Annotated in this window: 18 protein-coding genes; 13 read left to right on the forward strand and 5 right to left on the reverse strand. The window is 69.8% G+C overall.

All coding sequences use genetic code 11. The features are described from left to right. The first annotated feature begins 1 nt into the window (after position 1). Positions 2-583, forward strand: coding sequence for an ExbD/TolR family protein (locus VZL07_RS30120; RefSeq protein WP_426751365.1), 582 nt, complete (start codon positions 2-4; stop codon positions 581-583). A gap of 43 nt (positions 584-626) precedes the next feature. Here the strand turns inward: VZL07_RS30120 and VZL07_RS30125 are convergent, their stop codons facing one another. Continuing rightward, positions 627-1,019: a TraR/DksA family transcriptional regulator gene (locus VZL07_RS30125; RefSeq protein ID WP_426751367.1), complete on the reverse strand. Its 393-nt coding sequence runs from the start codon at positions 1,017-1,019 to the stop codon at positions 627-629. 272 nt (positions 1,020-1,291) lie between these two features. Here VZL07_RS30125 and trmFO point away from each other — a divergent pair, with 272 nt between their 5' ends. From trmFO to VZL07_RS30185, 12 genes are all read left to right on the forward strand, one after another. Next, positions 1,292-2,665 carry a methylenetetrahydrofolate--tRNA-(uracil(54)-C(5))-methyltransferase (FADH(2)-oxidizing) TrmFO gene (gene trmFO, locus VZL07_RS30130; protein WP_426751369.1) on the forward strand — a complete coding sequence of 458 codons (1,374 nt, stop codon included), beginning with the start codon at positions 1,292-1,294 and terminating at the stop codon, positions 2,663-2,665. Next, positions 2,662-4,302: a gliding motility protein gene (locus VZL07_RS30135; protein WP_426751371.1), complete on the forward strand. Its 1,641-nt coding sequence runs from the start codon at positions 2,662-2,664 to the stop codon at positions 4,300-4,302. Before trmFO ends, VZL07_RS30135 begins: the two co-directional genes overlap by 4 nt. A gap of 60 nt (positions 4,303-4,362) precedes the next feature. Beyond that, positions 4,363-6,627, forward strand: coding sequence for a kinesin (locus VZL07_RS30140; protein ID WP_426751373.1), 2,265 nt, complete (start codon positions 4,363-4,365; stop codon positions 6,625-6,627). A 50-nt stretch (positions 6,628-6,677) separates the two neighbouring features. After that, on the forward strand, positions 6,678-7,580 hold the full coding sequence (locus VZL07_RS30145) for a tyrosine recombinase XerC (RefSeq protein WP_426751375.1): 903 nt from the start codon (positions 6,678-6,680) through the stop codon (positions 7,578-7,580). Between the two features lie 201 nt (positions 7,581-7,781). Continuing rightward, a protein-coding gene (locus tag VZL07_RS30150) for an IS3 family transposase (protein ID WP_426751377.1) occupies positions 7,782-8,911 on the forward strand; the annotation gives its coding sequence in 2 pieces (ribosomal slippage) (positions 7,782-8,064 and positions 8,064-8,911; 1,131 coding nt in all). A gap of 506 nt (positions 8,912-9,417) precedes the next feature. Continuing rightward, positions 9,418-9,687 (forward strand): hypothetical protein, encoded by a 270-nt coding sequence (locus tag VZL07_RS30155; protein WP_426751379.1) that lies wholly within the window; start codon positions 9,418-9,420, stop codon positions 9,685-9,687. 181 nt (positions 9,688-9,868) lie between these two features. Further along, a complete protein-coding gene (gene hslV / locus VZL07_RS30160; protein ID WP_426751381.1) occupies positions 9,869-10,396 on the forward strand; it encodes an ATP-dependent protease subunit HslV in 528 nt (175 codons plus the stop codon). A gap of 12 nt (positions 10,397-10,408) precedes the next feature. Next, the gene (gene hslU / locus VZL07_RS30165; RefSeq protein ID WP_426751382.1) at positions 10,409-11,803 is read left to right on the forward strand and encodes an ATP-dependent protease ATPase subunit HslU; all 1,395 of its coding nucleotides are present in this window, start codon (positions 10,409-10,411) and stop codon (positions 11,801-11,803) included. Between the two features lie 37 nt (positions 11,804-11,840). Continuing rightward, a complete protein-coding gene (locus VZL07_RS30170; protein WP_426751384.1) occupies positions 11,841-13,085 on the forward strand; it encodes an aspartate aminotransferase family protein in 1,245 nt (414 codons plus the stop codon). 110 nt (positions 13,086-13,195) lie between these two features. After that, positions 13,196-14,608 carry a DnaJ domain-containing protein gene (locus VZL07_RS30175; protein ID WP_426751386.1) on the forward strand — a complete coding sequence of 471 codons (1,413 nt, stop codon included), beginning with the start codon at positions 13,196-13,198 and terminating at the stop codon, positions 14,606-14,608. A gap of 18 nt (positions 14,609-14,626) precedes the next feature. Continuing rightward, positions 14,627-16,468, forward strand: coding sequence for a molecular chaperone DnaK (gene dnaK / locus VZL07_RS30180; RefSeq protein ID WP_426751388.1), 1,842 nt, complete (start codon positions 14,627-14,629; stop codon positions 16,466-16,468). Then, positions 16,469-17,353 carry a hypothetical protein gene (locus tag VZL07_RS30185; RefSeq protein ID WP_426751390.1) on the forward strand — a complete coding sequence of 295 codons (885 nt, stop codon included), beginning with the start codon at positions 16,469-16,471 and terminating at the stop codon, positions 17,351-17,353. Between the two features lie 3 nt (positions 17,354-17,356). Here VZL07_RS30185 and VZL07_RS30190 read toward each other — a convergent pair whose 3' ends face one another. From VZL07_RS30190 to coaE, 4 genes are read right to left on the reverse strand one after another with little or no spacing between them, the layout of a single operon-like run. After that, the gene (locus VZL07_RS30190; RefSeq protein ID WP_426751392.1) at positions 17,357-17,836 is read right to left on the reverse strand and encodes an FAS1-like dehydratase domain-containing protein; all 480 of its coding nucleotides are present in this window, start codon (positions 17,834-17,836) and stop codon (positions 17,357-17,359) included. A gap of 5 nt (positions 17,837-17,841) precedes the next feature. Beyond that, a complete protein-coding gene (locus VZL07_RS30195; RefSeq protein ID WP_426751394.1) occupies positions 17,842-18,237 on the reverse strand; it encodes a MaoC family dehydratase in 396 nt (131 codons plus the stop codon). 38 nt (positions 18,238-18,275) lie between these two features. Continuing rightward, the gene (locus tag VZL07_RS30200; RefSeq protein ID WP_426751396.1) at positions 18,276-19,418 is read right to left on the reverse strand and encodes an SDR family oxidoreductase; all 1,143 of its coding nucleotides are present in this window, start codon (positions 19,416-19,418) and stop codon (positions 18,276-18,278) included. A gap of 23 nt (positions 19,419-19,441) precedes the next feature. Beyond that, entirely contained in the window at positions 19,442-20,038 is a 597-nt protein-coding gene (gene coaE / locus VZL07_RS30205) for a dephospho-CoA kinase (protein WP_426751398.1), read from the reverse strand. Between the last annotated feature and the right edge of the window lie 10 nt (positions 20,039-20,048).

The raw sequence follows: 20,048 nt of genomic DNA on the forward strand, positions 1-20,048 counted from the left end.
CATGGCCGAGCCGACGACATCCGCCCTGGACACGCCCGACGCGGAGGCCGTGGCGCGGCTGAGCTACCGCCGGGCCCTGGCGCGCAAGAAGCGCAAGGAGCGCGAGGCCGCGGGCGAAATCAAGGAGCTGAACATCACCGCGATGATGGACATGATGACCATCCTCCTGGTGTTCCTGCTCAAGTCCTTCGCCTCGTCGTCCGCCTCGGTGACGGCGTCCGAGGACGTGCGGCCGCCGGTGTCCTCCACGCGCGCCACGCCCCGCGACACGGTGGCCGTCACCATCACCCCCAAGAATGTCCTGGTGGGGGAGCGGGAGGTGCTCCGGCTGCAGAACGGCCAGTTCCCGGCCGATCAGCTCCAGGGCCGGCTGGTGCTGCCGCTGGATGCCCAGCTGAAGAAGGAAGTGGAGAAGTTGAAGTACATCGCCGCGCGCAACCCGGCTGCGCCCTTCAGTGGGGAGCTGTCCGTCATCGCGGACAAGAAGATTCCCTACGACATGCTCCTCACGGTGCTCTACACGGCGGGGCAGAACGAGCTGGAGAACTACCGCTTCGTGGTGCTGAAGAAGGACGGCGAGTAGCGCGCTCCCGGGGCGGCACCGGGAGCGCGTCCCCGGTGCGTCCCTAGAGGGACGGGCTGGCCATGGGGCCGCCGCGCGTCTCGTGCTCGTGGATGCTGGCGTCCTCCTCGCAGCGGATGGCGAAGGGCAGGGCCTCCAGGCGCTCGATGGGAATCTCGAAGCCGCAGTCCACGCACTCGCCGAAGACGCCCATGTCCATGCGGCGCAGCGCGGCGTCGATGAGCATGATTTCGCGCCGCTGCGACTCCAGGAGGCTGGAGAGGGTGTAGTCGGCCAGCTCGGACTGGGCGTTCTCCTCGTACTCCGGGTCCCGCTCCTGGTTCTTCAGGGCGGTGAGCTCGCGGTGGGCACCTTCGTTGGCGCTGAGGATCTCCCGGCGGCGGCGCTGCAGGAGTTCGCGGATCCGGTTCAGGTCCTGGTCTCGGCGGGTGGCCATGGCTTGGGTACTCCCAGACTTCGAGTTCATTGGCGCTCGCCCGGATGCAGGCCGCCCCCGGGCGACGAACGCGAGAAACGTAGGGGTGCAATTCAGGTAGGGAAACCGCGCCTTCCAGCCGGTGTCGCAGGTGGGCTGGTGGGCAGCCGGGCGGGCATGGCGCCGGGCCGCCTCCGTTGCGCGCGCCACGGCCGAATCGACGCTGGGACAGGGCGTGTCAGTCCTGCTAACAGAGATGGGACGGCCCCCTGGCGCGGGCCGGGAGGATGCGGATGGCGGATCAGAAGCAGCGGGTGACGGTGATTGGCGGAGGCCTGGCGGGAACCGAGTGCGCCTACCAGCTCGCCCGCCGTGGGGTGCCGGTGGTGCTGCGGGAGATGAAGCCCCAAAAGCGCTCGCCGGCGCACAAGTCGGACACGCTGGCGGAGCTGGTGTGCAGCAACTCGCTGCGCTCGGACAACCCGGAGAGCGCCATTGGCCTGCTGCACGCGGAGCTGCGCGCGCTGGGCTCGCTGGTGCTGAGCGCCGCGGACGCGAACCGCGTGCCCGCGGGTGACGCGCTGGCGGTGGAGCGGGAGCGCTTCTCCGCCGCGATCACGGAGTCCCTGCTGCGCCAGCCCGGCGTGGAGCTGGTGGCCGGCGAGGTGGAGCACCTGCCCGAGGACGGGCCGGTGGTGATTGCCACGGGGCCGCTCACCTCGGACGCGCTGACGCGGGAGCTGGAGCGGTACGTGGGCGCCAAGCTCTACTTCTACGACGCCATCGCGCCCATCGTGTCGGCGGACTCCATCGACATGGACATCGCGTTCCGCCAGAGCCGCTACGGCAAGGGCGGCGGGGACGACTACCTCAACCTGCCGCTGACGAAGGAGGAGTACTACCGCTTCATCGCCGAGGTGAAGGCGGGCCAGAAGGTGGTTCCGCACGCATTCGAGGAACCCAAGTACTTCGAAGGGTGTCTGCCCATCGAGGTGATGGCTGAACGCGGCGACGACACCCTGGCCTACGGGCCCATGAAGCCGGTGGGGCTGAGAGACCCTCGCACGGGGCAGGAGCCCTACGCGGTGGTGCAACTGCGCATGGAGGACGCGGGGGGCACGTCGTGGAACATGGTGGGCTTCCAGACGCGGCTGACCTGGGGTGAACAGAAGCGCATCTTCACCACCTGCATCCCCGGACTTCAGCAGGCGGAATTCCTCCGGATGGGGCAGATCCACCGCAACACCTTCATCGACTCGCCCCGGCTGCTGTCGAAGGACCTGTCGCTGAAGACGGAGCCCCGGCTCTACTTCGCGGGCCAGGTCTCCGGCGTGGAGGGCTACGTGGAGAGCGCGGCATGTGGATACCTGGTGGCGCTGGCGCTGCATGCGCGACTGACGGGGGCGGAGTGGGTGCCGCCGCCGGCCACCACGGCGATGGGCGCGCTGCTGCGGCACGTGACGGGTGAAGCGCACCCGCCGGACTACCCGCACCAGCCCTCCAACATCATCTTCGGCATCTTCCCGCCGCTGACCGGGCGGATGAAGAAGTCGGAGAAGCGCGCGGCGTATTCGGCGCGGGCGAAGCAGGACCTGGCGGCATGGCTGCCGCACGCGGGCGTCCCGGGAGCGGGCGCCCCCGAGCACGTGGAGCAGAGGAGCGCATGATGCGGATGCGGCAGGGGCGGCTTTGGACCGCGGGCCTGGTGGCCTCGCTGATGGTGGCGGGCGCGGGCTGCAAGCAGGGGGAGAATGGCGGCTCGGAGGCGCCAGGGGTGCGCCGCACCAAGGCCGCCGCGGCGGAGAAGCCGCCACCGCCCGGAGCCCCTGGCGCGGGGCAGGGCACGCTGCTGGCCGCGGGCCGGGTGACGGACCTGCGGGTGACGCCGGATGGCCGCTTCGCCACGTATATCCGCAACGGCGAGAAGCCCCGCCTGGACGGCATCCCGCCGCAGATGGTGCTGGGCGAGCTGTTCGTGGTGCCGGTGACGGGCGGCGAGCCGCGCAAGCTGGGGGAGGGCGTGACGAACGTGCCCGGCGGGCAGCTCACGGCGCCGGGCTCCAGGTACGTGCTGTTCCTGACGGGCTACAACCCGGCGTCCCAGTCGGGCGCACTGAACGTGGCCTCGCTGGAGGACCCCAAGGCGGAGCCGGTGGTGCTGGGCACGGCGGTCAGCTACATGCTGCCCAGCCCGGACGGGACGAAGCTGGCCTACGTGGACGGCGGCAAGCTGAAGCTGGGCGCGCTGCCGTCGGGCCCCTTCACCGACGTGGCGGCGGAGGTCAGCACGGCCCAGTTCACCCCGGACGGGAAGACGCTGCTCTTCAAGCGCCGGCTGTCCGCGGCGGGTGGGCTGGCGGCGGTGTCGGTGGAGAAGCCGGACGCCGCGCCGCTCAAGCTGGCCGACCAGGTGGGGGACTACGAAATCTCGCCGGACGGCCAGCGCGTGGCGTTCCAGGTGCGCAGCGAGGCGGTGCGCGGGCTGTATGACCTGTACCTGGCGGAGCTGCCGGAGCTGAAGGCGAAGCGGCTGGCGGTGGCGTCGGGGGTGTTCGCCTTCTCGCCCGACGGCAAGTGGCTGGCGCGCACGGAGAACGGGAAGCCGAACGTACCGGGTGACCTGCACCTGGGCCCGGCGTCGGGTGGCGCGGGGCGCAAGCTGGGCGTGCAGGTGGAGAAGGTGGCCTTCTCGCCGGACTCGCAGGCGGTGGGCTTCCTGGAGAAGTACGACTCGACGGCGAACGCGGGGCTGATGTCGGTGGCGTCGCTGCCGGATGGGACGGCGAAGCAGGTGGGCGGCCGCGTCCCCAACTTCGTCTGGGGCGCGGATGGGCGCTACGTGGCGTTCCTCTCGCGCTTCCTCAAGCCCGCGTACTCGGTGGACCTGATGCTCTACGCCCTGGGCGAGGAGAAGGCGTCCAAGGTGCAGCAGGGCGTCTTCGGCTATGGCTTCGCGCCCGGGAACGGGCAGATGGTGTTCCGCTCCAACTGCATCCGCAACGGGCGCTCGTGTGACTTCATGGCCATGGACCTGCCCCGGCAGGCGGACCCGCGGACGTGGCTGCAGGGCATCTTCAGCTACAAGTTCTCCTCGGACGGCCAGCGGGTCCTGGTGACGTATGCCCGCATGGACTCGGACACCTACGACGTGGCGGTGTACGACGTGAAGACACAGGCGCGGAAGACGCTGGACCAGGGGGTCCAGGTTCCGGTGTCCTTCGGTGGCGAAAATGACTCGCTCGCCGTGTACGCGATTACCCAGGGGCCCAAGGCGGGCGTCTACAGCGTCCCCGCAACGCCGTAGTTTTTCGAGTGTTGGGGATCGTGCGATTCGTCGGGCGGTGTGCTTACTTCCTCCGCTCGTATGGCTTCGCTCATCTATCGCCGCTATGGCGGCTCGCTCCAGGTGGACATTCCCTCCTTCGACGTGCTCGTGGAGGCGGTCCGCATCCCTGAAACGCAGTGGATTGCCACGGCGTGCCCGCTCGAGGGCCTGAACTGTGACTCTCGGCTGCTGACGCTCATGGACTCGGACGGCAATGGCCGCATCCGGGTCGCCGAGGTCCGCAGCGCGGTCGCCTGGGCCGCCCGGCAGCTCAAGGACCGGCGCGGTGCGGATGCGTCGAGTGACGTGCTGGAGCTGGATGCGCTGAGTGAGGAGGCCCGGCCCCTGCGCGCCGCGGCGGAGCGCATCCTCCAGACGCTCAAGGCCACCGACACGGGGAAGATCTCCCTGGCGCAGGTGCGCGAGAGCGAGAAGGCCCTCCGGGAGTCCGGGCAGAACGGTGATGGCATCGTCGCGCCCGTGCACCTGCCCGAGCCCCTGCGGCCCCTGGCCCAGGAGCTGATGGCCGCGTTCCCCGCGCTGACGAACCGGGCGGGGTTGGCGGGGGTGGACTCGTCGCTGGTGAAGCGCTTCCGCGAGGAGCGGGCGGCGCTGCTGGCGCACCAGGAGAAGAAGGGCGCGGCCTTCGTCTGGGGCGATGCGAGCCTGGACACGGCGAAGCGCGTGCGCGAGGTGGCGCCGCTGCTGGACGCGTACTTCGTGCAGTGTCGGCTGGTGGCCGCGCAACCAGAGGCGGCGGCGAGCCTGCGCCTGCGCGCGGAGCGGGTGGAAGGGGCGCTGGGCGATGTGGCGGCGCTGGGGAAGGCGGCGGGAGACCTGCCCATCGCGCCGCCCGATGCGTCGGGCGTGCTGGAGTGGTCGCGCCTGCTGCGCGGCCCGGCCTACGAGGCGCTGGAGGCGTTCCGGAAGGACGTCGCCACGCCGTTGACGGGGGACTCGCAGCGGCTGACGGACTCGGCGTGGCGTGAGCTGGTCGCGAAGGCGGACGGCGTGCTGGCGTGGCAGGCGCAGCATGACGCGAGCCCGGTGCGCAAGCTAATGGAGACGCTGCCGTCGGTGGCGGACGCGGACCTGGACGCCCTCGACGCCGCGAGCGCGGCGGACCTCGCGCTCAAGCCGACGCTGGACGCCATCGTCGAGCTGGAGCGGCTGGTGCTGTACCAGCGGTGGTTGCTGCAGTTCGCCAACAACTTCATCAGCATGCCCAGCCTCTACATGCCGAAGCGGACGGCGCTGGTGGAGAAGGGGACGCTCATCCTGGCCGGGCGCAAGTACACGCTGTCGGTGCTGGTGACGAACCGGGCCGCGCACTCCGCGCTCACGTCGCTGGGCACGACGTGCATCCTCTACGTCCAGGTGGCGCCGAAGGACGGCTCGCCCGGGTACGAGGTGGCGGTGCCGGTGACGAGCGGCCGGAGCACGGAGCTCTCGGTGGGCAAGCGGGGCGTCTTCTACGACGTGGACGGCGTCGAGAGCGACGCCATCGTGACGCACGTGATTCGCCAGCCGGTGTCGCTGTGGGAGGCCATGACGATGCCCTTCGCGCGCATCGGTGCCTTCATCACCTCGAAGGTGGAGGGCCTGGCGGCGACAGGCGAGAAGACCTTCGATTCGACGCTGGAGCAGGGCTACACGCACGCGACGAACGCGCCGCCGGTGGCGCCTCCTCCGAAAGCGGGGGCTGCTCCGGCCGCGGCGGCACCCGCGGGGGGCGGGGTCGCGGGCATCGTGGCGGCGGGAGGCGTCGCGGCGGCGGCGCTGGGGTCTTCCTTCGCGTTCATCATGACGCAGGTGAAGTCGCTGACGCTGGTGGACCTCATCTCCGCGGCGACAATGATCGCCATCGTGGTGATGGCGCCCGCGGGGCTCCTGGGCTGGCTGAAGCTGCGCAAGCGCAACCTGGCGCAGCTCCTGGAAGGCTCGGGCTGGGCGCTGAATGACCGGCTGATGCTGACGCCCGAGCTGTCCTCGCTGGTGACGCGCCGGCCGAAGCTGCCGGCGAATGCCCGGGTGGACCGCCTGGACATGGTGCGCTCGGCGCTGGCCCGCCAGCAGGAGCACGACGAGGAGGAAGGCACGTCGGGCTGGACGAAGCTCGCCGTGACGCTGGCGGTGATTTTCGTGCTGCTCTGGCAGGTCCGGATTCCGCTGCTGACCTGGTTCTGCCACGCGGGCTGGCTGTCCGAGGACACCTGCCTGGCGTTGCTGCCGTCCCAGGCCGAGCCGGCTCCGGCGGCCCCCGCGGCTGCGGCGCCCGCCGCGGCACCGGCCAAGGCGCCGTAGGGTCACCGCGAATCTTGCCAGGAAACCTGCGGCCCGTAGGCTCGTCCCCGATGACGAGCCTGTCGCCGCTGCTGGAGAAGTTCCGCGCCCACCTGGAGGACGAGAAGGGCTCGTCCCCCCACACGGTGCGCAACTACCTCATCGACCTGGTGGACTTCGAAAAGTACCTGGTGGAGCGGATGAAGCTGTCGCTCCTCTCGGGGACGCACGCGGCGATTCGCGGCTACCTGGGCACGCTGAGCACGGACCATGCACCGTCGAGCCGGGCTCGGCGGCTGGCGAGCATCAAGTCGTTCTACAAGTATCTCGTGCGGCAGAAGCTCTTGCCCGCCAGCCCCGCGAAGCTGGTGAAGAGCCCGAAGCTGCCGAAGTCGTTGCCCAAGGTGCTGCCGGTGGAGGAGGTCTTCGCCATCCTGGACATGCCCGACGTGAAGACGGTGCTCGGGCTGCGGGACAAGGCGATCCTGGAGCTGCTCTACGGCGGGGGCCTGCGTATCAGCGAGCTGTGCGGCCTGGACCTGCTGGACATCGACCGGAGCGGGCGCATCGTCCGGGTGATGGGCAAGGGGAGCAAGGAGCGGCTCGTTCCGGTGAACGCGCAGTCCATCCGCGCGCTGGAGGCGTATCTGGCACGGCGGGGCGAACTGCTGGCCACGATTCGACCAGGGCAGGCGCCGGAGGCGATGTTCCTCAACTTCCGGGGCGGGCGCCTGACACCGAGGAGCATCGCGCGGCACCTGGATACGTATGTGCTGAAGTGCGCGCTGACGCGGAAGGTGAGCCCGCACGCCATGCGTCACTCCTTCGCCACGCACCTGCTGGGCGGTGGGGCGGACATCCGCAGCATCCAGGAGCTGCTGGGCCATTCGAGCTTGTCCACCACGCAGCGGTATACGCAGGTGACGTGGGAGCAGCTGCAGCAGGTCTATGACTCCGCGCATCCGCGGGCGTGAGTGCAGGAATCCACGTGTTGGATTCGTTGTGAGAGGGGCGGAATGGCTCTGGCTTCTGTGTTCGATCTTCTCGAGGATGTACGCAAACGCCCCTCGCTGGTTTTCAGGTACGATGAGTCACAGAGACGGTGAAGTGGACCCCGTTTTTTGGACCACCCCCATCTTTGCGTTTTGAGCCGACTCCCACGTAGGAGAACGGCCATGAAGCAGAGGAACAAGAAGCGGTTCGACCCGGAGTTCAAGGCGCGCGTAGCGCTGGAGGCGCTGCAGGAGAAGGAGAGCCTGGCGCAGCTGGGGCGCCGGCACGGGGTGCACCCGGTGCTGGTGGGCCAGTGGAAGAAGCAGCTGCTGGAGAAGGCGGCCACGGCCTTCACCACCGAGGCCGCGGGGCGGGACGCCGAGAAGGTGCAGGACGAACTGCTGCGGAAAATCGGCGAGCTGACGGTGGAGCGCGATTTTTTAGCGCGCGGGCTGCAGCGCTCCCGCTGAGCGAGAGGCGAGCGATGGTGCAGCCCGGACTCGACACGCTCTCGGTGCGCAAGCAGTGCGACCTGCTCCAGGTCTCGCGCTCGGGGCTCTACTACCAGCCCATCGAAGTGAACGCCGAGGAGCTCCAGCTCATGCGCCGCATCGACGAGCTGTACCTGGCGCGGCCCTTCTACGGCAGCCGCCGCATGACGGTGGTGCTCCAGCACGAGGGGCACGAGGTGAACCGCAAGCGCGTGCAGCGGCTCATGCGCCTCATGGGCCTGGAGGGGATGGCACCTGGGCCGCATACCAGCCGGCCCCACCCGGAGCATCCCGTCTACCCGTACCTGCTTCGAGGGCTGGCTATCGTGAAGCCGAACCAAGCCTGGGCGGCCGACATCACGTACGTGCCGCTGGCGTACGGGTGGGCGTACCTGGTGGCCATCATGGACTGGTTCAGCCGGGCGGTGCTGGCCTGGCGCGTGTCCAACACGCTCTCGACGGACTTCTGCATCGAGGCTCTCGAAGAGGCCCTGCGCCACCATGGACCTCCCAGCATCTTCAACACCGACCAGGGGGCGCAGTTCACGGACAAGGACTGGCTCGCGGTGCTCAAGGGGCAGCAGGTGCGCATCAGCATGGACGGCAAGGGCCGGTGCGTGGACAACATCTTCGTCGAGCGGCTCTGGCGCAGCCTCAAGTACGAGGAGGTCTATCTCAACGCCTACGCCGACGTGCGCCAGGCCTGGGCGGGCGTGGGCCGCTGGCTGCGCTTCTACAACCTCGAGCGCCCGCACCAGGCGCTCGGGTACCGCACGCCCATGCATGTCTACCGCACCGGCCTCATCGAGCACGCGGCGTGACTCCACAGGCCTCCACAGCTATCCACAGGTTACGAGTCTCCCCCCGCGCCCCCCTCGACACGACCACGACGACGACGTATCAACACACTCTCACCGTCGGCTCAGGCGCAAAGATGGATTGCCCCAAAGTGGTCCAGCCGATGGGGTCCACCTCACGGCTTCAGCTTCCGAGTCTGGAAGACATGCTGTTTGGGTACGAACGTGCGCTTCATGCTCATGGAACCCGCGAGCCTGTTGAGAGGTTTAATCTTGAGTTTGCCCTATATCTCTCCAGGACGAGAGAATGGCTTGGTGAATTGGGTCCCGTTGCTGCGATTTTAGGTAAAACCCAGAGCGAACAAGAAACATGGGATGTGTATTGGGAATTGGTTGATGAGTTTCGCGAGTCGTTATCGTCCGACTCGAAGTGAGAGATGAAGGGCCGAGCGGGGCCGAATGTGCATTGCGGTAACTGACTTGAGCTTCGTGATGGGGATTGCAGAGGGGGTGTTGTGTCGGCTTCGCTCATGTCCATCGCCAACGTGCTGGCCTGGGGCTTTCTGGGGCTCGGGTTGTTGAGTGACGCGTGGACCGTCCTCCTGTTCTGGAGCACGAGACATCAGCCGCGGATGGCCTCGGGCGTGCCAGTGCTCGCCCTGATTTTCTACCTTCTGTTCTGTTCAATCCGCTCCTTTCTGTCGCTGGACTGCTTCGTCCCCCTTCTCGCGGGATTGTTCATTGTTCATGGGCTGGTGCAGTGGGCGCTGCCAGCGGTGCTGATGCGCCGTCAGCCGTGACGTGGCCCCTGGATGACGGTCAACCGCGCGCCTCGGCTCCTCCTTGTTCACGAGGCGCAGGGAAGAAACGGGCGCGGCGACCGTGACGCGCCACCCCGCCGCGCACGAAACGGTACGGGAGCAGACAGGCAGTCACTGTTCCTTGGAATCGCCGGGCCCGGCTTGTTAAACCCGGGGTCCTATGTTCCACGGCACCACCATTCTCTGCGTGCGGCGCGACGGGAAGGTCGCCATCGCCAGCGACGGCCAGGTCTCCCTCGAGAAGACCGTGATGAAGAACACGGCGAAGAAGGTCCGCCGCCTGGGTGAAGGCCAGGTGCTCGCCGGCTTCGCTGGCAGCACCGCGGACGCCTTCACGCTCTTCGAGCGCTTCGAGGCCAAGCTGAAGGAGCACCAGAAGAACATGGCCCGCGCCTGTGTGGAGCTGGGCAAGGACTGGCGCACCGACCGCTTCCTCCGTCGGCTGGAAGCGCTCCTCATCGTCGCCGACAAGGAGAAGACCTTCATCCTCTCCGGCGCGGGCGACGTCATCGAGCCCGACTACGGCATCGCCGCCGTGGGCAGCGGTGGCCCCTACGCCTTCGCCGCCGCGCGCGCCCTCCTGGCCCATACCCAGCTCTCCGCGCGAGAGGTGGTCCACCAGGCGCTCTCCATCGCGGGCGAAATCGACATCTACACCAACGCCAACATCTCCATCGAAGAGCTCTAGGAGACACACCCCGTGGCCGAATCGCGCAAGTTGTCCGCCTTCACGCCTCGCGAGGTCGTCAGCGAGCTGGACCGCTACATCGTCGGGCAGAACGCCGCCAAGCGCGCCGTCGCCATTGCCCTGCGCAACCGGTGGCGCCGCCAGCAGGTGACCGATGACCTGCGCGACGAAATCCACCCGAAGAACATCATCATGATTGGCCCCACCGGCGTGGGGAAGACGGAGATTGCCCGCCGGCTCGCGAAGCTGGCCCAGGCGCCCTTCGTCAAGGTGGAGGCCTCCAAGTTCACCGAGGTCGGTTACGTCGGCCGCGACGTCGAGTCCATGATCCGCGACCTCGTCGAGGCCGCCATCGCCCTGGTCCGCGAGGAGGAGACGGAGAAGGTCGGCCCCCGCGCCGAGGAGCTGGCCGAGGACCGGCTGATGGAGCTGATGCAGAGCGGCTCGAAGCCGCCCCCCTCGGCGCCGCCGTTCGGCTTCGCCCCTCCGCCGCCGCCCCCGGCCCAGCGCATGAGCGACAGCGCGCGGGAGAAGCTCCGCGCCCAGCTCCGCGCCGGCACCCTGGACGACGTGGAGGTGGAGGTGGAGACCGCCGACTCCGCGCCCACGTTCATGCGCGGCTTCTCCGGCCAGGGCATGGAGGAGATTGGCGTCAACCTCCAGGACCTCTTCAAGAACATGCCGGGCATGAACAAGACGCGCCGCCGCCGCGTGCGCGTGCCCGAGGCGCTCCAGCTGCTGCGCAAGGAAGAGGCCGCCAAGCTGGTGGACCCCGATCGCGTCCAGCGCGAGGCCGTGGCCCGCGCCGAGACGAGCGGCATCATCTTCATCGACGAAATCGACAAGATCGCCAGCCGTGAAGGCGGGAAGGGCGGCGGTGGCCCGGATGTCTCCCGGGAAGGCGTCCAGCGGGACATCCTCCCCATCGTCGAGGGCTCGTCCGTCAACACCAAGTACGGCGTGGTGAAGACGGACCACATGCTCTTCATCGCCGCCGGCGCGTTCCACGTCTCCAAGCCCAGCGACCTCATCCCGGAGCTCCAGGGCCGCTTCCCCATCCGCGTGGAGCTGGAGCCCCTCACGGGCGACGACCTGATGCGGATCCTCCGGGAACCGAAGAATTCACTCCTGCGACAGTACACGGCGCTGCTCGGCACCGAAGGTGTGCGGCTCTCCTTCACCGACGACGCGGTGACGGAGCTGGCGCGCATCGCCCAGCAAGCCAACGAGCGCACGGCCAACATCGGCGCCCGCCGGCTCCACACCATCCTGGAGCGACTGCTGGACGAGGTGTCCTTCTCGGCGAGTGAGATGGGGCCCCGGGATTTCCAGGTGGACGCTGCTTACGTACGCGAGCGCCTGGCCGCCATCGTCCAGGACGAGGACCTGTCGCGCTACATCCTCTAGCGCGCTATATGCGGAGGGGCACAGCACCGCACGAAGGATGGCTGCCTTGTCGCAATCCGAGTTGTCTCCCTCCGCATCGTCCGACGCTTCCACCGACGCCCTCGTCCAGAAGGCGAAGCGCCACCTGCTGCAGAACTACAAGCAGCCGCCCTTCGTGCTGGCGCGTGGACAGGGCACGCGAGTCTGGGACACGGAGGGTCGCGAGTACCTGGACCTGATTGGCGGCATCGCCACGTGCGCGCTGGGGCACTGCCACCCGGACGTGGTGGCCGCCGCGAAGGCGCAGCTCGACTCGCTGTGGCACGTCTCCAACGCCTTCTACTCGCAGCCGCAGATTGACCTGGCCGCGCAGCTGACGGAGTGGTCCGGCCTGGATCGCGCCTTCTTCTGCAACTCGGGCGCGGAGGCGAACGAGGCGCTGCTCAAGCTGACGCGCAAGGTGATGAAGGACCGGGGCACGCCCGAGCGCTTCGAGGTCATCACCTTCGACAGCAGCTTCCATGGCCGCACCCTGGCCACCGTCACCGCCACCGGCCAGGCGAAGTACCAGAAGGGCTTCGAGCCGCTGCCCGCCGGCTTCACCCACGTGCCCTACGGAGACCTGGAGGCGGTGCGCAAGGCGGTGGGGCCGTCCACCGCCGCCATCCTGGTGGAGTCCATCCAGGGCGAGGGTGGGGTGCGCGTGGCGCCTCCGGGCTTCCTCTCCGCCCTGCGCGCGCTGTGCGACGAGCACGGCCTGCTGCTGCTGGTGGACGAGGTGCAGACGGGCATGGGCCGCACCGGCAAGCCGTTTGGTTTCATGCACGAGGGCATCCTCCCGGACGGCATCAGCCTGGCCAAGGCGCTGGGCAATGGCCTGCCCATCGGCGCCATGCTCTGCAAGGAGGCGCTGGGGGCCAGCCTGACGCCGGGCACCCACGGCTCCACCTTCGGCGGCAACCCGGTGGCCGCTGCCGCCGCCAACGCCGTGGTGCGCATCCTCCGGCGGCCCGGCCTGCTGGACGAGGTCCAGGAGAAGGGCGCCTATTTCCTGGCGCGTGCGCGCGAGCTCCAGGGTCGCCTGCCCACGGGACGCATCCAGGCCGTGCGCGGCCAGGGCCTGCTCCTGGGCGTGGAGCTGGATCGCGAGGTGGCCCCCGTCATCGCGCAGCTGCGGGGCGAGGGTCTGCTGGTGAACGCCGCCGGTGACCGCACGCTCCGCTTCGCGCCGCCCTTCATCGTCACGGTGCGCGAGCTGGACGAGGGCCTGGCCATCCTCGAGCGCGTGCTCGCCGTCAACTGAGGGCCGCGGCCGCCGTCCACCGCGCGTGCCAGGGGTTCATGGACGTTTGACGCCCTGCGTCCGGAACCCCTAACCTGGAAACTCCGGAAGTCTTTCCTCGGACCGCCACTGTGAGTGCGTCAAACACGATCGTCGGGCTGGGGGCCCTGACGGATCACATCGCCACGGTGCCCCAACTGGATACGGCGCGCCTCCAGCTCTCCGCGGAGGAGGCCGCGGTGCTCCAGCTGGTGGGACGCGTGGAGCGCATCGACCAGGTGCTCGCGCGCTCCCGTCTGGGGCAGCCGCGCACCATCGCGGTGCTGCTGGCCCTGCGCGCCAAGGGCGCCATCGTCCCCGCACGGGTGGTGCCTCGCGCGGCACCCGCGCCCGTGGTGGACGCGGCCATGGCCGAGGAGGTGGACCTCGAGCCGGAGCGGAAGAAGGAAATCATCGAGCTGGATCGCGCGCTCGACGGCATGGACCACTTCGCCGTGCTTGGGTTGAAGCCCGGGGCCGCGGCGGCGGAGGTGAAGCAGGCGTACTACAACGCCTCGCGCCGCTTCCATCCGGACCGCTACTTCGGGAAGAACCTGGGCAGCTTCCGCGCCCGCATGGAGCGCATCTTCCGGCGCCTCACGGACGCGCACAACGTGCTCATCCAGCCGGACAAGCGCGAGGCCTATCTCCGCGCGAATCCCGCCCTGGCCCAGGCGGAGCGGGCCTCCGCGCCGCCTCCTCCCGTCGCGCCGCCGCCCGCCGCGCAGCCGCTGCTGACGCCCGAGCCGCCGCCGGTCCATCAGGTGGCGTCGGCAGCTTCGGTCGCCCGGCCGTCGCCAGCGCCCAGTGTGCCGCCACCGTCCAGGCCGCTGCCGTCGCCAGGATTCACCCCGCCTCCGCCAAGGCCGCCCACGTCCAGCGTGCCGCCACCGTCCAGGCCCCTGCCGCCGCCGGACGACGGGGCCTCCGAGGCCCGGCGCGCCGAGCGACAGGCCCGACTTGCTCGGCATCCCTATCTGGCCCGGACGGGGCGGCTGGCGGAGCTGTTGGCGCGGGGAAAGGCCGCCATCGCCGCTGGCGACTGGGAGCGCGCCTACCATGAGTTCAACCAGCTCCAGAACCTGGACCCGAAGAACCGGGAAGCCGCCATCCTCCTGGTGAAGGCCCGGCGCGCCCACGATGCGCAGCGGGCGGGCGTCGAGGTGGCGCGGGGGCGCGAGCTGGAGCATCACGGCGACAGCCTTGGGGCGCAGGCGGCTTATCGGCTCGCCTGCTCGTTGGACGACCAGAACGCCGAGGCTGCCTGGCGCGCCGCCCGCCTGGGGCACCTCCTGGGGCAGGATGCGGTGGAGATCCGGGGGCTGGCGCAACGGGCCGTGGAGCTGGATTCCAGCAAGGTCGAGCACCACCTGACGTTGGGAAAGGTGCTGTTGGACGCGGGATCGAAGAAACTCGCCAAGCGGGCCTTCGAGGACGCCGCGAAGCTGGCCCCGGACAACGCCGAGGCCAAGGCGGCGCTGAAGAAGCTGCGATGGACGTTCTAGGAGTGAGCACGGTTCCCCATGGCTGAGCCTGAACCTCTCATCGGCATCGATCTGGGCACGACGAACAGCCTCGTCGCCACCGTCCAGGACGGCGAACCCGTGGTCATCAAGAACCGCACGGGGCAGACGCTCACGCCCTCCGTCATCGCCATGGCGAAGAATGGCAAGCGCCTGGTGGGCAGCATCGCCAAGCGTCAGGCCATCACCAACCCCCAGGAGACGGTGTACGCCGCCAAGCGGCTCATCGGCCGGAAGTTCTCTTCCCACGAGGTGCAGGACGCGCTGCGCGCGCTGCCCTACGAGGTCGTGGCCGGCCAGCACGACGACCTGCGCATCCGCATGGGAGGCAAGGACCTGTCGGTTCCGGAGATCAGCGCCATGATCCTCCAGGAGCTGAAGGCGGACGCGGAGGCGCACTTCGGCCGCCCCGTCAGCAAGGCCGTCATCACCGTGCCGGCCTACTTCAACGACGCCCAGCGGCAGGCCACCAAGGACGCCGGCCGCATCGCCGGGCTGGACGTGCTGCGCATCATCAACGAGCCCACGGCGGCGGCGCTGGCCTACGGCTTCGGGCGCACGGTGAATGGCCGCGTGGCGGTGCTGGACCTGGGCGGCGGCACCTTCGACGTGTCCGTGCTGGAGATTTCCCAGGGCGTCTTCGACGTGGTGGGCACCGGCGGGGACACGTACCTGGGCGGCGAGGACTGGGACAACCGCATCATCGAGTGGCTCGTCTTCGGCTTCGCCAAGGAGCACGGCATCGACCTGCGCAAGGACCGCATGGCGCTGCAGCGGCTCAAGGACGCGGCGGAGAAGGCCAAGGTGGAGCTGTCCAGCGTGCGCGAGACGGGCATCAACCTGCCCTTCATCAGCACCCCGCCCGGCGGCGGCGCCGCGCTGCACCTCCAGGCCACGCTGAGCCGGGACAAGCTGGACGACCTGACGTCCGACCTGGCCGAGCGGGTGGTGGGCATCACCACCGAGGTGCTGGGCGAGGCGGGCGTGCGCGCGTCGGAGCTGAAGGAGGTCATCCTCGTCGGCGGCATGTCGCGCATGCCGAAGATAGTGGAGGCCGTGCGCGGCTACTTCCGCCGGGAGCCCTGCAAGGGCGTCCACCCGGACGAGGTGGTGGCGCTGGGCGCCGCCATCCAGGCATACGCGCTGGTGCAGCCGGAGCACGAGCTGCTGCTGCTGGACGTGACGCCGCAGAGCCTGGGCGTGGCCATCGCCGGGGGCTCCGTGCGCCGGCTCATCCCCAAGAACACCACGGTGCCCACCTCCGCCACCGAGGTCTTCGCCACGTCGAAGGACTTCCAGCGCGTGGTGAAGATCATGGTGCTGCAGGGCGAGCACGAGCTGGCGCACCAGAACGAGCTCCTGGGCGAGTTCGTCCTCACCGGCCTGCGCGAGGCGCCCCGGGGCCAGGTGGAGATTGACGTCACGTTCGACATCAACGCCGAGGGCATCGTCTCCGTCCACGCGAAGGACCGGGAGACGGGGCTGCGCCAGTCCATCACCGTCACCGCGTCCAGCGGCCTCACGGAGGAGGAGCTCCAGCGCATCATGGACGAGCAGCGCGGCTACCTGCTGGCCGCGCGCGCCTCAGAGGAGTTGAAGACGCGGCGCGTGGAGCTGGACTCGCTGGCGCGCGACGTGGTGGACGCCCTGACACGGGCGCGGCTGCTTCCGGGCGGCGGCGGGCTCGCGCCGGACGTCATGCCCCGCGCGGAGCAGATGCTGGAGCATGCGCGCGCGGTCCGCGCCGGGGAGGACGTGGCGGCGCTCGGACGCGCGTGCGAGCTGCTCGCGGGGTGCTTGGCGCAGCTCAAGGGGCCGCTGGCCAGCGGCACGGGGCGGTAGATGAGCAGCCAGCGCGCGAACCAGCTCATCGAAGCCGGACTGTGGCTGCGCCTCAGCGGCGACGCCCAGGGCGCGCAGCGGCTCTTCGAGCGGGCCCTGGAGCTGGACCCAGCCAACACGCGCGCTCGCGAATACCTGACAGCCGCCGCGGGCGCGCCGCCGCGCGGGACGGCCTCGCCGTTCGAGCGGCCCCCGGACCTGGAGCCGTTGCCCGGGCGGCTGATGCCCGCGGCCGCGGGCCTGCCCGCCGCGCCAGCGCTGGAAGGCGACTGGGGGGCGTGGGCGGAAGGGAAGGGCGGCCCCCTGGAGGGCGGCGGCAAGTCCGCGCCCGCGCCGGTGGTGCTCCCGACGGAGCCGGAGGGGACGCAGGCGGACGTGCTGGAGCTGCTGGCGCGCGACATGGTGCCCGACGCCGACGAGCCCGTCGTCATCCCCCAGGGCGATACTGACGAGTACGGCGTCCCGGAGGGGAACACGCAGGAGTTCGGCCTGCCCGCGGCGGAGAGCGAGCTGGACCTGTTGCTGCGCGGGGCGGAGGACCTGCTGGAGCTGGATGACCACTCCGGCGCGGTGGACCTGCTCTTCAAGGCCAAGGAGCTGGCGCCCGCGGACGCGCGCGTCGAGGCGCTGCGCGTGCGCAGCGAGCGCATGCTGATGACGCGCCTGGAGTCCCGGCTGGGCGACCTGGGGCGGGTGCCCGTGGTGCGCCTTCAGCCGGACGACATCATCTGGCTCAACCTGGACCACCGGGCCGGCTTCGTGCTGGCCCAGATTGACGGCCTGGTGACCTACGAGGACCTCTTCTCGCTGTCGGGGATGACGCGCTTGGATACCGCGCGCATCCTCGCCCAGCTCCTCGACGAGGGCGTCATCTCCGCGGACTGACGGCTAGCCGCGGATGATGGCCGTCCACGTGCCCTTCACGACGACGGTGCCGTGCTGGTTGCGCGACTCGCTGGTGACGACGACGAAGCCCATGCGCGCGCGCTCGTAGAGGTCCGCGATGCGGCCCGTGGTCGTCATCACATCGCCGGGGCGCATGACGTCCAGGAACTCCAGGTCCTGCTCGCCGTGCACCACCATCTGCATGTTGATGGCCAGCTCCGGGTCCGCGATGGCGGCGCTGAAGGGGCGGATGGCGAAGACGACGGCGAAGCTGGGAAAGGCGATGAGCCCGCCGTGGGGCCCGGCCTTCGCCGCCTGCTCGTCATGGAGGAGCGGGCTGACGTGGGCGGGCGGCACGCCCGGTGTCCCGGCGCCGGGCTTCGCGCCGCCGATGGCGAGCGTGAACTCGCGCATCTTCTCCTCGCCGATGGTGTAGCGGTAGGGGCCGTACTCGCGGCCGATGAAGCGCTTGTCGAGGGCCATGGGCGTTACTCGATGGAGGCTTCGACGATGGCGCCCTTGAGGACGTCCTCGCCGCGCTGGTTGGTGGCGGACACTTCCGCCGTGAGACGGCCATCCTGGACGGTGGTGACGCGGCCCTGGAAGGTGATGGTGTCCTCCGGCCGCACCGGGCGCGAGAAGCGCGCCTTCACGCGGCGGACCCGGCCCGGGTCCTCCACGAAGCCGGCGATGGCCTCCACCACCCAGCCCAGGGTGCACAGCCCCTGGAGGATGTTGCCTTGGAGCCCGGCGGCGGCGCCCGCCTCCGGGTCGATGTGGATGGGGTTGTAGTCCCCCGAAGCGCCCGCGTAGTAAATCGGCCGGTACCGGTCGCACTCGCGGACGTGCGTGAACGTGTCGCCTGGCTGGTAGGTGCGTGGCATGGAACCGTGGATCTACCACGGCTGGCCGCCGCGCGGGTTCAGGGACCCTCCGCGTCCCGGGCGATTCCCTGATCCAACGGGTCGTCCTCGTCCGAGCCCTCGCGGCGCTTGCGGTACTGCTCCCGCACGTAGCCCACGAGCTGATCCAGATAGGATGACAGGGGAGGGCACCGCACCCCGGTGCCGTCCAGCAGCTCCAGCGTGTTGTGGCAATTGTAGATGGCCAGGTGGTTGACGTAGCTGATGGCGGCGCGCTGCGGGCGGGCCAGCTTCTCCAGCACCGGCAGCCGCAGCATGACGTCCGCCGCCCGGGCGGAGAGGTTGAAGCGCGGCAGCTTCTTGTTCGACTTCTCCGCGATGAGCTCGTAGACGCGCCGCGCGCTCATGGGGTTGGGGTCCACCAGGTGGAAGGTGTTGCCCTGGGCGCGCGGGTCCTTCGACAGACGCCACACCGCCTCCACCACGAAGTCCACGGGCACCACGTTCAGCGGCGCCACGCCGTTGCCCGGCAGGGGCAGCGGCACCACCAGGGGTGACGTCACCAGCAGGATGCCCAGGTAGTAGGGCCCCTCGAAGCGGTCGATTTCGCCCGTGCGCGAGTCACCCACCACGCTGGAGGGGCGGAAGACGGTGATGGGCAGGGTGGCGCCCGCGCGCTGCACCAGCCGCTCCGCCTGGAACTTCGTCTCCTCGTAGGCGTTGCGGAAGCCCTGGCCCCGGTCCAGCTCGTCCTCGGCGATGACGCCCAGGCGGTCGCCGGACACGTAGCAGGTGGAGAAGTAGTTGAAGCGCGCGAGCTTCCCGCAGTCCCGGGCCAGCTCCAGCATGTTGCGGGTGCCGTCCACGTTCACCCGCCACGCCGTCTCCTTGGCCACCCCGAGCTGGGCCACCGCCGCCAGGTGGAAGATGTCCGTCACCCGCTCACAGAGGCGCTGGTACTCCTCGCCGGACAGGCCCAGGTGCATGTCCACCACGTCGCCGGTGAGCAGCTCCACCCTGGCGCCCTTCACCCGGGCGGCGTGCTGCTGCGCCTCCTTGAAGTTCTTGGGCTGCACCAGCGCGTAGATGTGCCCCTTCGGGTCCTCGCGGGCGATGTGCTCCACCAGCCGCTTGCCGATGAACCCCGGGTAGCCGGTGAGGAAGTACGTCCCGGCCGTGGCCTTCTTGCGCGTCTCGCTCATGCGGCGCGCAGCATACCCGGCGCTCAGCCGCGCGCGAGCATGGCGCGCCACATCGCCTCCACCTGGGCGCGGGTGGCGTCCAGGTCGCCACTGTTGTCGATGACCCAGGTGGCATGGGCGCGCTTGTCATCCAGCGGAAGCTGGGCGGCCAGCCGGGCCTCGGCGGCGGCCGCGTCCAGGCCGTCTCGCGACATCAGCCGGGCCTTCTGCACCTCCCGGGGGACCCACACCACCGCCACGCCTTCCATCCAGGCGTGCATGCCGCTCTCGATGAGCAGGGGCACGTCGTAGACGACGCGCGCCACGCCCCGCGCCTCCAGCGCCTGGAGCTTCTCCATGAAGGCCTGGCGCACCAGGGGGTGGGTGATGTCGTTGAGCGCGGCGCGCTCGGCGGGGTCGGCGAAGACACGCGCGCCGAGCTTCGCCCGGTCCAGCCGGCCGTCCGGGCCCACCACCCCGGGGAAGCGCGCCGCCACGGCGGCCAGGCCCGGCGTGCCCGGCTCCACCACCTCGCGGGCAATCACGTCCGCGTCCAGCACCTGGGCGCCCAGCTCCCGGAGGAACCGGGTGACGGTGCTCTTCCCGGAGGCGATGCCGCCCGTCAGCCCGAAGACGTGCACGGGCGCGGCC

It is taken from the genome of Pseudomyxococcus flavus (genome assembly GCF_050038885.1).
Taxonomy (GTDB): Bacteria; Myxococcota; Myxococcia; order Myxococcales; family Myxococcaceae; genus Myxococcus; species Myxococcus flavus.